Source organism: Vibrio gigantis (assembly GCF_024347515.1).
Taxonomy (GTDB): Bacteria; Pseudomonadota; Gammaproteobacteria; order Enterobacterales; family Vibrionaceae; genus Vibrio; species Vibrio gigantis.
This window is the reverse complement of record NZ_AP025492.1, coordinates 726,843-741,549: the sequence shown is the minus strand read 5'-3', so window position 1 is coordinate 741,549 and position 14,707 is coordinate 726,843. Positions and strand designations below refer to the sequence as shown.

The following is a 14,707-nucleotide window of genomic DNA, read 5'->3' as shown; positions in this document are numbered from 1 at the left end:
AATTTTACCGGCCAACAATTAGCCGTAATCCGGAGTATAAGCTGAGTGCCTTGCTTTTTGATATAAAAAGTTTTGGATATAAAAAATAGAAAAAGAGTGCGAAAAAATAACAAAAAAAGCCCGCACATTTCGGTGCGGGCTTAGCAGTGAATAAAGCTTAATTTTGCTTAATTCAATCTTACATTGTGTAAGTGTAAGGAGCTTGAATACCTAGTGGGATACCAAGAGCCCAGTAAGCTAGCAAGAAGATAGACCAACCAATTAGCATAGCAATCGAGAATGGCATCATTAGAGAAGCTAGAGTACCGATACCTGTCGACTTAACGTAGCGTTGACAGTAAACAACAACCAGTGGGAAGAACACCATTAGTGGAGAGATGATGTTAGACACTGAGTCACCTACACGGTAAGCCGCTTGAGATAGCTCAGGAGAGATACCCACAACCATTAGCATTGGAACTAGGATTGGACCGATAAGAGCCCACTTAGCTGAAGCTGAACCTACAAGCAGGTTAACTGAAGCTGTTAGTAGAATCATACCAACAACCGTTGCTTCACCAGGAAGCTCCATCGCTTTCAGGCCTTCAGCACCGTAAAGTGCCAGCATAGTACCGATGTTTGATTGACCAAATGCAGATAGGAACTGTGCACAGAAGAACGACATTACAATGTATGCGCCCATCGTTGCCATCGTCTCAGACATTGCCTTGATTACGTCATTGCTGTTCTTGAAAGTACCCGCTACACGGCCGTAGACGATACCTGGAATGATGAACAGGATGAAGATCAGAGGAACGATAGATTTCATTACTGGTGCAGAGAATGCTGTTAGCTCACCTTCAGGCGAACGAAGCGCTGAGTTTTCAGGAATAAGAGCCGCGATAAGCAGACCAATACCTGCAACCATTGCCCAACCTGCGAACTTGAATGCTTTAGATTCAATTGCAGTGAACGTACCTAGATCAGGTGCTTCTTCAGCATCTTCATCAACTGGCGTGTTCGCTAGACGAGGTTCGATGATCTTCTCAGTTACGTACCAACCGATAGCAACAATAAGAACTGAAGATAGGCCAGTAAAGAAGATGTTCGCTAGAGGGTTAATCACGTATTCAGGATCAAGAACGTTTGCCGCTGTTTGTGTGAAACCAGCTAGTAGCGGGTCAATACCTGAAGGGATGAAGTTCGCAGAGAAACCACCAGATACACCAGCAAATGCTGCTGCAATACCCGCTAGAGGGTGACGACCCGCTGCGTGGAAGATGATACCGCCAAGAGGAATTACTAGAACGTAACCTGCATCTGCTGCTGTGTGAGACACGATAGCAACAAGGATTAGCATTGGCGTTAGTAGCTTAGCTGGTGTGAAGTTAAGCATCTTCTTAAGGCCAGTCGTAATGAAGCCTGAAGAATCTGCAACGCCAACACCTAGCATAGCAACAAGTACGATGCCTAGCGGTGCGAAGCCTGTGAACGTAGTCACCATATTCGCTAGGAAGCTAGCAAGCGCTTCACCAGTAAGTAGGTTGTTAACTTCTAGAGCAGCACCCGTTTGAGGGTTGATTAGGTCGAATGAAAGGTTCGACAAAAGTGCAGATGCTACCCATACGATAACTAGAGCCCAGAAGAACAGGATTGCTGGGTCTGGAATTTTGTTGCCGGCGCGTTCAATGAAGTTTAGAAAGCGGTCCATACCACTGATCTTCTCAGTCGATGGTGCTTTTTTTACGGCTTGGTTACTCATTGTAACTCCATATGTGATGTTGTTTTGTTTAGGCCTAATATAAGTTTTGACCACGGCCTATTGGTACAGCACATATTCTATTAAAGTCGCTATTAAAAAGCACAAGATTCCACCTGATTTTCCATAAATGGAGACATATTTTGCAAAAATACCATACAACCACAACAATATAAAAACACAAAAAACACCATTCCATATACAGAGTTTTAACTAGCACGCAAACAATGTCCGAGGAGTGAAAATTATCAGTAAAAGGAGTGGCATGAGCCTTGGCATGCAGTAAACGTTTGCTTGAGGTTCAATCAAACTCACTGTATTTGGAGAGCATAGTTTCTAGGTAAATACTTTGCGCATGGTTCATACGATCTTGCCATGCAATTGTGACAGTAATGCTTTTTAACGCACTAGACAAAGCACCGCCCGCGTTAGTCACTTCACAAGTCATTGCATACACAGAACCTGACAAACCGGATAAAGGATCTGAACTTGCTATGTTGAGACAATGACTCGCCTGATTTAGTTCCGAAAAAGGAATTAAACCTAACGCCCCACTCGTATTAGACGCCCGAGTTCGATAATACTCCATCTGCCTTTCAGCAAAATGCAACGCCTCTACGCTGTGGAGCGCAAAATCCGATTTTTGTTCAGCGTAGACCTGCAATTTAACCAACCCTAGTGAGGCAACGCCAATCAACAGAAAAGAGATAAGAACCTCTATCAAGCTAAAACCTGAATTCTTAGAAATCATTCCATGAGCCTCGCTTCCACTGATATGTTGAAGGCGGATCAATCGGGTTAGAATCCGCACGAAAATCTAAGTCCATGTCACCAACAATGGTCGTCACACCAGCAGGTGAATCAAAAATAAGGCCACCAGAAGGCAAACCAGATGCAAACTGAATCCCGACACTTTTTTTAATTACGCTAGCCTCATCAATGTCTTTAATAAAAGGCGCAAACACGTTATTAGCAGCAAGCGAATTCCAGAAACCATCAACTCTAGTTTTCACATGACTCTTTTGATAATCAACCAAATGATAAATCACTCCGTTGTAAGCCATGGCTCCATTCAACGCAAGCACACCATCTTGCACAACCAAAAGCTGCGATGGATTGATTGTGGCCGCAACCGCAGCATTGATATGGCAATTCCCTTCAATCCACAGCCCCTTGGTTTGCCCAGCCGTAAAGTGATCCATGATCTCTGGGCCGCACTCAGTCGCATTCAATAGCTGAACATGCTTAAACAAATCAGCATCTTGCGATAAGTCGACAATGTTTTGATCTGTTTTAGCGACACCAAAGAAAGTGTAAAACGGGTTCATATTCGGATCAGGATTAAAGTCTTTCTTGAAAGGAAGTGGATTCGTTCCTTGATAATAGTCAGGAGCGTAGATTGAATAACTACTCCCCGAACTGGCTTTAGGGATCTGTGTTTTATAATCACCGTGACAGATGCCGTCGAAACCAGAAAAGGGACCACCAGCACTCGGATCTAACACCTCTAACCCTAAAGCTTGGCCTGAATCACCGTGTGTTGCGTCATATTGATAAGTGAACAGGTCAGCAAAAGACACACTGATACACTCATATTCATTGCCACTAATTGGCTCTTCTCTTGCTGTTGGTTTGATGCTTAAGGTACCAATAAGCTCAATAGGTCCCGTAGACTGAATAGCTCCACTACCGAGCTGAGAGCTTTCTCTTATTGTCTTAAAAAGTGACTGTGCGTTTGAGGATGAAGCTACGATATAAGCACTAGAAGTCGTAGTATTAGAGATTTCGATCTGCGGTTTATTTTCGTAGGGTGAACACCAATCAGAAAAGTCCGCAGGGCGAGCACTGCCGTCTTTGATATCAGCAATGGTCTTGTCTAATTCAAGTAAGTAGGAGTAGGTACATTCTAAACCTCCTTCCGAACGCCAATGTTCTTGTCTTCCCTGAACCTCATTCTGAGCAACTTTAATTTGATGAAAAACACTGCGGTATGTACCTAGCATCACCACTAAAGCTCCAACTAAAAGAACCGATGTCACCAACAAAGTCACCACGCCGTGTTGCTTTCTAAATATCATCATTGCCAGTTCCTTTGTTTAACGGAAACCGAAATCGATTTGGAAACACCTACAGTTGGAATTGAAGCCGTAATACGAATATCGGTAAGCGTGGTTTTAATTGAGTTCTGCTCTAATACTTGAGAAGTAATGCTGAATTCATCAACATCAATGAGGCTGTCATCGAAGAGTGAGTAACATCCAGTAACTTGATTAAATGTAGGTATCGCCTCTGATACTGCGGTGCCCTTCTCACATATTTGCAGTTTGGTCCCACTTTTCCTGTAAACGATATTTCGATTATCTTTATTTGCGTTCGAGCCCTCTCTGAAATAGACAAAGCCAACGGCAATACCACCGCTCACTTGAATGGTATCCGTAGCCCCAGACAACTTGATTGAGTAACCATTAGATCCATCGTACCCCGCTCGTTGGATATCCTCTTTCATAACCTGCATAGTGCTGGTTAGGTTTTGCAGCAGCAGTAACTCGATGCCCTTATCTTTGGCAATTCTCTGCCCGGTGATAAAAACACTCCCGATAATCGAGATCGCGAAGATACCAATCACAGACGCCACCATTAGCTCTATCAATGAAGAGCCTTGTTGCTTGCTGAGTCCTACCACAACTGACTTAGCACGCATCGTAGCCATACTGCGCACTCAACTCGCCACACACTTTTATACGCCCTGGAGGGCTAGATAATTTAACCAACAATCGGTCTGTAGAGGCTGTATTTGGATAAAGGTAAATCGTGCCTCTAGCTGGCCGTCCTCTCACACTCTCAAAACTGATTCTGGCACCTGTATAATTATGAGAAAACGAGACATCTCGAAATGGTGCCCCCGACAACTGCAGCAAGGTTTCTCCAGAAAGATCTTCCGTAGGCTTTAACCTTACAGTCCACTCCCCGGTTGATTGCACTTCATTTTTATCCATAGAGAAATGCACCCACAGATCTTGGTTCCTTTTGACCGATTCAGACTTGGCCTGAATGAGAAAGCCATTCAACTCTCCGGCAAGTCGCTGCATCTTGACGGTTTCTGTAACTGAACTAAAACTCGGGGCAGCCGCAGCTATCAGTATCGACAGTACCGATACCGTTACTAACAGCTCTAATAAAGTAAACCCGCGAGTCATTTCCCAAATTCCTATGTAATCTGATGCGTAACCGTATTTAATCTTGCGCCGATGCTACCACCGGAGAAAAATAGACAGAGTTATGAAAGGAAACTACTCGCGATGATTCGAAGAAATATATGCAACAACAACAACTTAAGCATGAAAGGAATGACATTGATCGAATTATTGCTCGCTGTCGCCATTGTGGGGATACTTGGTGCCATTGCCTATCCTAGTTATATAAGCCATGTAATCAAGGCACATCGAGTCACAGCTATAGCTGATATGGCAAAGATACAATTGGAAATGGAGACGCTATACAAGGGAAGCTACGCGTCGGCAGCGGAGAATATTATTTCTGGAGGGACATGTTTGTTTTGCGATACGGATACCAGTCGCTACACGTTAGCAGTTTCGGCCAGCACCACCACCTATTCGATTCAGGCTGAACCACTTTCAGCACAAATAAACGATGACTGCTTAGATTCGACGACTGATATTTTGGAGTTACACCATTCTGGCGCCTCTGAGCCAGAAGCGTGTTGGAAATAGTGAGGGTAAGCCAATCAATCTCATGCATTACCTGTTATCTTTTTCTGCTTTCGACAGATACAAAAAAGCCTGCTACATGTGCAGACTTTATATTTTCGTCATTAAGTTAAAGTATCAATAACCTAATTACTTAGTTAGGTCATCGAAGAAGTTCTTAACGCCGCTGAAGAAACCTTCAGATTTTGGTTTGTGCTTGCTTGCCGCTTCGCCACAACATGTTTCTTCGAATTCACGCAGTAGTTCTTTCTGACGAGAGCTTAGCTTAACCGGCGTTTCAACCACTAGCTTAACGATTAGGTCACCCACACCGCCGCCACGAACACCTTTCACGCCTTTGCCACGCATACGGAACATACGGCCCGTTTGTGTTTCTTCTGGCACTTTAAGGTTTACACGACCATCCAATGTTGGAACTTCAACTTCACCGCCTAGAGCTGCCATAGAGAAGCTTACTGGAACTTCACAGTAAAGGTTGTTGCCGTCACGCTCGAAGATGTTGTGCTCTTTTACGTGTACTTGTACGTATAGGTCACCAGCTGGAGCGCCTTGCTCTCCCGCTTCGCCTTCGCCAGATAGACGAATACGATCGCCAGTATCAACACCAGCAGGGATCTTAACGTTAAGTGTTTTCGTCTTCTGCTTACGGCCTTGACCGTGACAAGAGTTACATGGGTCTTTGATGATCTTGCCTTTACCATTACAAGTAGGACAAGTCTGTTGAACCGCGAAGAAACCTTGACGCATTTGTACTTGGCCGTGACCATGACAAGTGCCACACGTTTGTGCTGAAGAGCCCGATTTCGCGCCACTACCGTCACAAGTGTCACACTCGACAAGAGTTGGTACTTCAATCTCTTTAGAAACACCACGAACCGCTTCTTCTAGAGAAAGTTCCATGTTGTAACGTAGATCTGAACCGCGTTGTGCACGCTGTTGACCACCACCACGACGACCGCCGCCGAAGATGTCGCCAAATACGTCACCGAAGATATCGCCGAAGTCACCTTGGCCACCGCCGCCGAAACCACCGCCGCCGCCCATACCACCTTGTTCAAAGGCTGCGTGACCGTATTGATCGTAAGCTGCTTTCTTTTGAGAATCGGTAAGGATCTCGTACGCTACTTTTACTTCTTTAAACTTATCTGCTGCGGTGTCGTCACCCTGGTTACGGTCCGGGTGGAATTTCATCGCTAAGCGTTTGTACGCTTTTTTAATATCGCGCTCTGATGCATCGCGGCTTACGCCTAATACTTCGTAAAAATCACGTTTTGACATGTTCTAGGTCACCAAAATAATTGCTACTACCGAATGATCACTTCAGTAGTCTGTGTATCAATCTAGATAAAAGTTCTGCCGGCTGAAACGCCGAATAAAGCTATTATCTAGATCGACAAGTCTAAATACAAATTTACGGGCGTGAGAGTTACCTCTGACGCCCGTATATTTAGAAATCGAAAAACGACTTTTCTAAGCTAAAACACGTTAGTTCAAGGAGAAGGCACGGAGCTTACGGATGTAAGTGAGTACCTTCGACGTAGAAATCACGTGTTATAGCGACGAAAAATTATTTTTTGTCGTCTTTAACTTCTTCAAACTCTGCGTCTACCACATCGTCGTCTTGCTTAGGTTGCTCACCTGCATCAGCACCAGCTTGTTCAGCTTGAGCTTTCTGTTGAGCAATTTCCATTAGCTTTTGAGCTGCTTGCATAAGTTCTTGAACTTTAGCGTCGATAGCTTCTTTGTCGTTACCAGACTTAACTTCTTCTAGTGCCGTGATAGCTGCTTCGATCTTCTCTTTCTCGTCTGCAGGTAGAGCCTCACCAGCTTCTTCTACTTGCTTACGAGTACCGTGAATCATTTGGTCAGCTTGGTTACGTGCAGTTACTAGCTCTTCGAACTTTTTGTCCGCTTCTTTGTTAGCTTCTGCTTCTTGTACCATTGCTTCGATCTCTTCCTCAGACAGACCGCCTGATGCTTGGATAGTGATCTTCTGCTCTTTACCAGTTGCTTTATCTTTAGCAGATACGTTCAGGATACCATCAGCATCTAGGTCGAATGTTACTTCGATTTGTGGCATGCCACGTGGTGCTGGTTGGATACCTTCTAGGTTGAACTGACCAAGAGACTTGTTGTAAGTCGCTTGCTTACGCTCGCCTTGAAGAACGTGGATAGTTACTGCGTTTTGGTTGTCTTCAGCTGTAGAGAACACTTGATCCGCTTTAGTCGGGATAGTTGTGTTTTTCTCAATTAGCTTAGTCATTACGCCGCCCATCGTTTCGATACCGAAAGATAGAGGAGTAACGTCTAGTAGTAGAACGTCTTTAACGTCACCAGCTAGTACACCACCTTGAACAGCAGCACCCATTGCAACAGCTTCGTCAGGGTTCACGTCTTTACGTGGCTCTTTACCGAAGAATTCAGTTACTTTAGCTTGAACCATAGGCATACGAGTTTGACCACCAACTAGGATAACGTCAGTGATTTCGCCTACAGATAGGTCAGCATCAGCAAGAGCTACTTTTAGCGGCTCAAGAGAACGTTGAACTAGGTCTTCAACTAGAGACTCAAGCTTCGCACGAGTCACTTTGATGTTCATGTGCTTAGGACCAGTCGCATCAGCAGTAACGTAAGGAAGGTTTACGTCAGTTTGAGTAGTAGAAGAAAGCTCGATTTTCGCTTTTTCTGCTGCTTCTTTAACACGCTGCATTGCTAGTGGATCAGCTTTAAGGTCGATACCTTGCTCTTTCTTGAACTCATCGACTAGGTAGTTGATCATGCGATTATCGAAATCTTCACCACCAAGGTGAGTATCACCGTTAGTTGAAAGAACTTCGAAAGTTTTCTCGCCTTCTACTTCATCGATTTCGATGATAGAGATATCGAATGTACCACCACCAAGGTCGTATACAGCGATAGTGCGATCGCCACCTTGCTTGTCTAGACCGTAAGCTAGAGCAGCAGCAGTTGGTTCGTTGATGATACGTTTAACATCTAGACCAGCGATACGGCCAGCATCTTTAGTTGCTTGACGTTGAGCATCGTTGAAGTAAGCAGGAACAGTAACAACTGCGCCAGTTACTTCTTCGCCTAGGAAGTCTTCAGCTGTTTTCTTCATCTTCTTAAGAACTTCAGCAGATACTTGAGGAGCAGCCATTTTTTGGCCTTGCGCTTCAACCCATGCATCACCGTTGTCAGCCTTAACAATGTTGAAAGGCATGATTTCGATATCGCGTTGAACTTCTTCATCTTCAAAACGACGACCAATTAGACGCTTGATAGCGAATAGTGTGTTTTGAGGGTTAGTAACAGCTTGACGTTTTGCAGGTTGACCAACTAGCGTTTCGCCTTCTGTGTATGCGATTACCGATGCTGTTGTACGTTCGCCTTCAGCATTTTCAATTACGCGTGGTTTGTCGCCGTCAAGAACAGCAACACAAGAGTTAGTAGTACCTAAATCAATACCAATGATTTTACCCATCAGGCCATCTCCGAATATATATTATTTAGTTTTTGCTATACCCACATATGTGGGGGTGGGAATCAGGGATTCAACCCTAATACACAAAATTAAAGTGCAAATGTAATTTGCTTTCGTATGCACCATAGATAAGGGCTCACGAAGCCTTTTCAAGGGTAAAAACGGATTTTTTTACATTTATTTTAATAAAAGGAATGATTAGGCACGAATACATATCATTACCGCCTATATAAGTCCCATAACTGGGTTTATTCGCCCTCAATCATTCATTCTTGTAGCAGTCCCCTGTTTCTGTCAGCTGACGATCAAAGAGGTCCTCTCACACAACCATTCAGGCTCCACCATCATTTTTTGAGTCAAAATAGATAAAGTGACTTTCTCACCCAATAAAAAACGGAGCCACTAGGGCTCCGTTTATCTACTCAGGGTTTCAGCTCAGATTTAATCTATAGCGAAAAGAGTCTTTGAATTAAGCTTCAGCTTTCTTCAGTTCAACTTCTTCGTCTGCTTCAACGCCAATTTCGTTTTCAGATTTAGCAACGATAGTGTTAACCGCTGTATCACCTACTACGTTTGAAGAAGTACAGAACATGTCACAGATACGGTCAACAGCAGCAACAATCGCTAGACCTTCTGGTGGCAAACCTAGTTGGTGCAATAGAACACCTACCATTACTACACCGCCACCTGGAACACCACCAGCACCGATAGAAAGAAGCAGGATAGTTAGACCTAGAGTGAAGATATCAGCAGTGTTGATTGGCTGACCAAATGCGTTTGCTACGAACATAGTTGCCAGTGCGATGTAGATAGATACACCAGACATGTTCATCGTTGCACCTAGCGGTACACCGAAGCCCGCAACTGACTTAGATACGTTTAGTTTGTCAGTAAGAGTACGCATTGTTACTGGGATTGTTGCATTCGAACTTGCTGTAGATAGTGAGAATAGAACTTGCTCACGAGTTGCACGTAGGAACTGCTTTGGAGAAATACCAGTGAACGAACCAACCATCATTGGGTAGAAGAAGAAAATCCAGAACACAAGCATTGCAACAACAAGTGCTACGTAGCCAGCAACTGACATTAGCGTGTTGGCATCCAGTGTAGCACCCAGTTGAATCATCAGAGCGAATACACCGTATGGCGCAAGGCTCATTACTAGGCCGATAAGCTTCATCATGATTTCGTTAGCCATCTTGAACGTCTTGATAGCTGGGCCACCACGAGAATCAAGAGCTTGGATAGCAAGACCTGTCAGAATCGCCATGAAGATGATTTGTAGCATGTCGCCACTTGCAAACGCTTCTACAGGGTTGCTAGGAACAATGTTAACAACAAGAGAGAAGATGTCTGGTGTTTCAGTTGTTGTAAGCGCAATTGTCTCAGAAACCGTACCCGCTAGATTCGCACCTGCACCTGGTTGGAAAATAAGACCAATCGTTAGCGCTGCTGAAATCGCGATGATGGTGTTAATAATGTAAAGACCAAAGGTTTTACCACCAAGACGACCAAATGAACGAATATCTTTTAGCTCAACAATACCGCAAACAATAGATACGTATACAAGAGGAACTACAAGCAATTTGATAAGTGATACGAACATACCACCAGCACCTTCTGCAGCGCCTAGTAGATACGTATCAAAAATAGCAATACCGCTGAATAGGTACTGAATAGCAGTACCAATAAGTAGACCGGCAAACAAGCCTACAAAAATTTTACTTGAGAGCGATTTATCCATCGTTCTTCTCCAGTTTGTTGTGTTTGAAATTTGTACTTTTATAGTTGTATATGCGACTAAAATCGCTATATGGCAGTGGATTTTACATACAAAGATAACAATTAAAAGTATTTATTTACAAAATAATCACAAATGTGACATCAAAACATTTACTCATTCACAACAAGTTTCATAACACAAAACTCTAAATCGCTGATCTTAATAAAATAAAAAGAACGACATTCTTAATGCGATTTTTATGCTTGTTTATATGGACTCTCAAGTTATAGGCACAAAAAAAGAGAGGCATATGCCTCTCTTTTTATTTTACGTAAACCAGTGATTTCTTTTGCTGCCGCGACTTACTCAGTCAATGTGCCAGTCAATCACTTGGCAACGGAATACCGTAATTACTTAGCAACCATTACCATCGCTGGGCGAACCACACGACCGTTTAATTCGTAGCCTTTTTGCATCACAAACATAACCGTGTTTGATTCGTGATCTGGGCTTTCTTGGATAGACATTGCTTGGTGGAATTCAGGGTTGAAGACTTCACCTTCAGGGTTGATCTCTTTAAGACCAAACTTAGCAACTGTGTCTACGAACGTTTTGTGCGTTAGCTCAACACCTTCAAACAGTGGCTTAACCACTTCGTTTTCAGCATCTGCAGCTTGCATTGCGCGCTCTAGGTTGTCGATTACAGGAAGTAGGCCTTCAGCAAATTTGTTCAAAGCGAATTTACGAGCTTTATCAATTTCTTGTTCACTACGGCGACGCATGTTTTCAACTTCAGCTTTTGCGCGAAGAACAGAATCTTGCTGCTCTTTCACTTTAGATTCGCTAGAAAGCAGTGCTGCTTCTAGTTGAGCGATTTTTGCTTCCTGCTCATCAGCAGCGTCTTCATTCAGTTCAGCTTCTTCAACTTTCTCAGCTTCAGCAATGATCTGATCTAGTTCTTCTTCGGTTACTTTGTTTTCTTCGTTGCTCATGATATCTCCAGAATTCGTTTTCAATGCAAGTGACAGGCGTGTTTGCGCCCCAAATTGATATAAAACACTCGCATAGACGTTCAACTTGCCTTTATTATGGGGATGAAGAATTTTGATTCAAGCCTAATTCGTTTGGAAACGTTATGAAAAAGCCATTTGAAGTCATCGCCATTATCGGTAAACCTCGAGATCAGCAAGCAATTCAGACTCATAGAGAGCTCTATCAGTGGTTAAGTGCTGAAGGTTATCAAGTGTTTGTTGATGACAGACTCGCCACTATTTTAGACGACATCCCAAAAGAACATTTTTCTAGCCTAATTGAATTAGGTAAACGCGCCGACCTCGCTATTGTGGTGGGTGGTGACGGAAATATGCTCGGTGCTGCTAGAATCTTGTCACGTTTCGACATTTCAGTGATTGGTGTTAACCGAGGTAATCTTGGTTTCCTAACCGATCTCAACCCGGAAAACTTCCAGAGTGCGCTTACCGATGTACTCAAAGGCGAGTTCATGGAAGAAGAACGCTTCTTACTTGAAACGGAAATTCATCGTCACGGCCAAATAAAAAGCCACAACGCCGCACTCAACGAAGCAGTACTTCACCCCGGTCAAGTCGCGCACATGATCGAGTTTGAAGTGTATATCGATGATAGCTTTGCCTTCTCACAACGTTCTGATGGTTTGATCGTCTCAACACCGACAGGTTCTACCGCTTATTCACTTTCTGGCGGCGGCCCCATCCTGTCATCAAGCCTAAATGCGATCTCATTAGTGCCAATGTTCCCGCACACACTTTCAAGCCGCCCACTTGTAGTCGATGGAAAGCGCCGCATCAAGCTGATCGTATCGCCTGATAACCGCGGCACTCAGGAAGTGAGCTGTGATGGTCAAATCTCACTGCCAGTTTCTCCTGGCGATGAAATACACATTTACCAAAGCCCAAATGTGCTCAAGCTGATCCACCCGAAAGATTACAACTACTACCATGTCCTACGTAACAAACTAGGCTGGTCGAGTAAGCTGTTTTAACTAAACTGCTCTAGCAAACCGAAATTTTTAAAGGCTGACGACATTCGTCAGCCTTTTTTATTACTGGTACAAAGCCCATCAGCTCTACCTTTACACCTCCCCCGGAGATCGTCATTCCCAAGAGGGAGGAACGACTGAGTTGGGAATCTATATTGCTTTCAGTGATCTACAGACAACCTCAATTCTGAGAGCGGTCACAAAAAAATTTCACCTGTCGACTTTACTGTATAAAGAAACAGTATATACTGAGCTTATATACAGTATTGTTCAGTTATACAGGTAAATAAAAATGCTGGCTCATTTAAGTGTTAATAATTTCGCTATTGTTAAGTCTTTACAGCTAGAACTCTCTAAAGGCATGACAACAATCACCGGGGAAACTGGTGCGGGTAAATCTATCGCTATCGACGCTTTAGGCTTATGTCTTGGAGGAAGATCCGATGCAGGAATGGTTAGACAAGGTGAAGAAAAAACCGAAGTCAGTGCCGCTTTTTTACTTGAGAACAATCTGCACGCTACCCGCTGGTTAGAAGACAACGAACTACTTGATGGCAGTGAGTGCATCTTACGCAGAACTATCTCTAAAGAAGGTCGCTCTCGCGCATTCATCAACGGCAGCCCGGTTCCTCTTTCGCAATTGAAATCACTTGGCCAACTGCTGATCAACATTCATGGTCAACATGCTCATCACCAGTTGATGAAGAGCGACTACCAAATGGCCATGCTTGATCAATACGCAGGCCACTTGAACTTATTGAAATCGACACGTAACGCTTACCAAGCATGGCGACAAGCGGATAATCACTTAAAAGAGTTACGTGAGAATAGCCAGCAAAACCAAGCTCAAAAACAACTTCTTGAGTACCAAATCAAAGAGTTAAATGAGCTATCTATTGGGGAGGAAGAATATGAAGACCTCGAACAAGAGCATAAGCGCCTCTCCAATAGCGGAGAACTGGCCACAACCTGCCAGCAAGCTATCGAGCTTATTTATGAAGGTGAAGAAGTTAATGCGCTTGGTATTCTGCAATCGGCCAATAACTCCTTAATTCAGTTAGCAGAGCTCGATGAAAGGTTGGCTGAATTACCGAATTTACTCTCTGAGGCGATTATTCAGATTGAAGAAACCAACAACGAATTGAGAACATACCTAGACAGTATTGATGTTGATCCCGGTCGTATGGCTTACGTTGAAGAACGCTTCTCGAAAGTGATGTCGATGTCTCGTAAACACCACGTGTTACCTGAAGAGCTTTATAAGCACCATCAAGACTTATTACAGCAAGTTGAAGCGCTGGATTGCTCTGATGAAAAGTTGGAAGAACTAGCCAACGAGGTCGAAAGCCAATACCAATCGTTCGTTGCTAAATCAGAAAAGCTTCATAAATCTCGAACTCGTTACGCAAAAGAGCTAAACAAGCTGATCACGCAAAGTATGCACGAACTGAGCATGGAAAAAGCGCAGTTTGCTATTGAAGTGAACAACACCAACACACACCCTTCTCCATTGGGTATGGATAACGTGACCTTCATTGTGTCGACGAACCCAGGTCAACCAATGCAGCCCATTGCTAAAGTGGCCTCTGGTGGTGAGTTATCACGAATCTCATTGGCGATTCAGGTAATCACGGCGCAAAAAGTGGATACACCAAGCCTGATTTTCGATGAAGTCGATGTGGGTATCAGTGGGCCAACAGCTGCGGTTGTCGGAAAAATGCTACGTAAGCTAGGCGAATCAACCCAAGTTATGTGTGTGACGCACTTACCTCAAGTAGCAGGCTGCGGGCACCAACAACTGTTCGTTGCCAAGAACACTAAATCGGGTAAAACAGAGACCCAAATGCACACACTGGATCAGCAACAACGCATTTCAGAGCTTGCTCGACTGCTTGGTGGTAGCCAAATTACCGAGTCGACACTGGCCAACGCAAAAGAGTTACTAATCGCAGCCTAGGTTAAATATTCAGCAATCTTCTGATAATTTAACGAAAAATCTTGGCAATTTTGCAACTTAATT

Annotated in this window: 12 protein-coding genes; 3 read left to right on the top strand and 9 right to left on the bottom strand. The window is 43.8% G+C overall.

Annotation, left to right across the window (positions count from 1 at the left end; all coding sequences use genetic code 11):
• Positions 1–178 precede the first annotated feature (178 nt).
• The 5 genes from OCV56_RS03320 to OCV56_RS03300 all read right to left on the bottom strand — a co-directional run bounded on the left by OCV56_RS03320 (position 179) and on the right by OCV56_RS03300 (position 4,935).
• Positions 179–1,741 carry an AbgT family transporter gene (locus tag OCV56_RS03320; RefSeq protein ID WP_086716024.1) on the bottom strand — a complete coding sequence of 521 codons (1,563 nt, stop codon included), beginning with the start codon at positions 1,739–1,741 and terminating at the stop codon, positions 179–181.
• 298 nt (positions 1,742–2,039) lie between these two features.
• A complete protein-coding gene (locus OCV56_RS03315; RefSeq protein WP_086716026.1) occupies positions 2,040–2,489 on the bottom strand; it encodes a type IV pilus modification PilV family protein in 450 nt (149 codons plus the stop codon).
• Positions 2,479–3,819: a hypothetical protein gene (locus OCV56_RS03310; RefSeq protein WP_086716028.1), complete on the bottom strand. Its 1,341-nt coding sequence runs from the start codon at positions 3,817–3,819 to the stop codon at positions 2,479–2,481. Before OCV56_RS03310 ends, OCV56_RS03315 begins: the two co-directional genes overlap by 11 nt.
• Positions 3,816–4,448: a PilW family protein gene (locus OCV56_RS03305; protein WP_390903667.1), complete on the bottom strand. Its 633-nt coding sequence runs from the start codon at positions 4,446–4,448 to the stop codon at positions 3,816–3,818. Before OCV56_RS03305 ends, OCV56_RS03310 begins: the two co-directional genes overlap by 4 nt.
• Complete coding sequence (locus tag OCV56_RS03300) at positions 4,429–4,935, bottom strand: GspH/FimT family pseudopilin (RefSeq protein WP_086716032.1); 507 nt, start codon at positions 4,933–4,935, stop codon at positions 4,429–4,431. The genes OCV56_RS03305 and OCV56_RS03300 overlap by 20 nt, the downstream gene beginning before the upstream one ends.
• A gap of 51 nt (positions 4,936–4,986) precedes the next feature.
• On the opposite strand from OCV56_RS03300, the gene OCV56_RS03295 reads away from it, so the two are divergent.
• Positions 4,987–5,469 (top strand): type IV pilin protein, encoded by a 483-nt coding sequence (locus OCV56_RS03295; RefSeq protein ID WP_190960487.1) that lies wholly within the window; start codon positions 4,987–4,989, stop codon positions 5,467–5,469.
• A 126-nt stretch (positions 5,470–5,595) separates the two neighbouring features.
• Here OCV56_RS03295 and dnaJ read toward each other — a convergent pair whose 3' ends face one another.
• The 4 genes from dnaJ to grpE all read right to left on the bottom strand — a co-directional run bounded on the left by dnaJ (position 5,596) and on the right by grpE (position 11,662).
• On the bottom strand, positions 5,596–6,744 hold the full coding sequence (gene dnaJ, locus OCV56_RS03290) for a molecular chaperone DnaJ (protein ID WP_086716036.1): 1,149 nt from the start codon (positions 6,742–6,744) through the stop codon (positions 5,596–5,598).
• Between the two features lie 289 nt (positions 6,745–7,033).
• The gene (gene dnaK, locus OCV56_RS03285) at positions 7,034–8,947 is read right to left on the bottom strand and encodes a molecular chaperone DnaK (protein WP_076654662.1); all 1,914 of its coding nucleotides are present in this window, start codon (positions 8,945–8,947) and stop codon (positions 7,034–7,036) included.
• A 469-nt stretch (positions 8,948–9,416) separates the two neighbouring features.
• A complete protein-coding gene (locus OCV56_RS03280; protein WP_086716038.1) occupies positions 9,417–10,691 on the bottom strand; it encodes a dicarboxylate/amino acid:cation symporter in 1,275 nt (424 codons plus the stop codon).
• 389 nt (positions 10,692–11,080) lie between these two features.
• The gene (gene grpE / locus OCV56_RS03275) at positions 11,081–11,662 is read right to left on the bottom strand and encodes a nucleotide exchange factor GrpE (RefSeq protein ID WP_076654663.1); all 582 of its coding nucleotides are present in this window, start codon (positions 11,660–11,662) and stop codon (positions 11,081–11,083) included.
• A 143-nt stretch (positions 11,663–11,805) separates the two neighbouring features.
• On the opposite strand from grpE, the gene nadK reads away from it, so the two are divergent.
• Complete coding sequence (nadK, locus tag OCV56_RS03270) at positions 11,806–12,690, top strand: NAD(+) kinase (RefSeq protein ID WP_017066747.1); 885 nt, start codon at positions 11,806–11,808, stop codon at positions 12,688–12,690.
• Positions 12,691–12,979: 289 nt separating this feature from the next.
• Positions 12,980–14,644, top strand: coding sequence for a DNA repair protein RecN (gene recN / locus OCV56_RS03265; protein ID WP_086716040.1), 1,665 nt, complete (start codon positions 12,980–12,982; stop codon positions 14,642–14,644).
• Positions 14,645–14,707 lie beyond the last annotated feature (63 nt).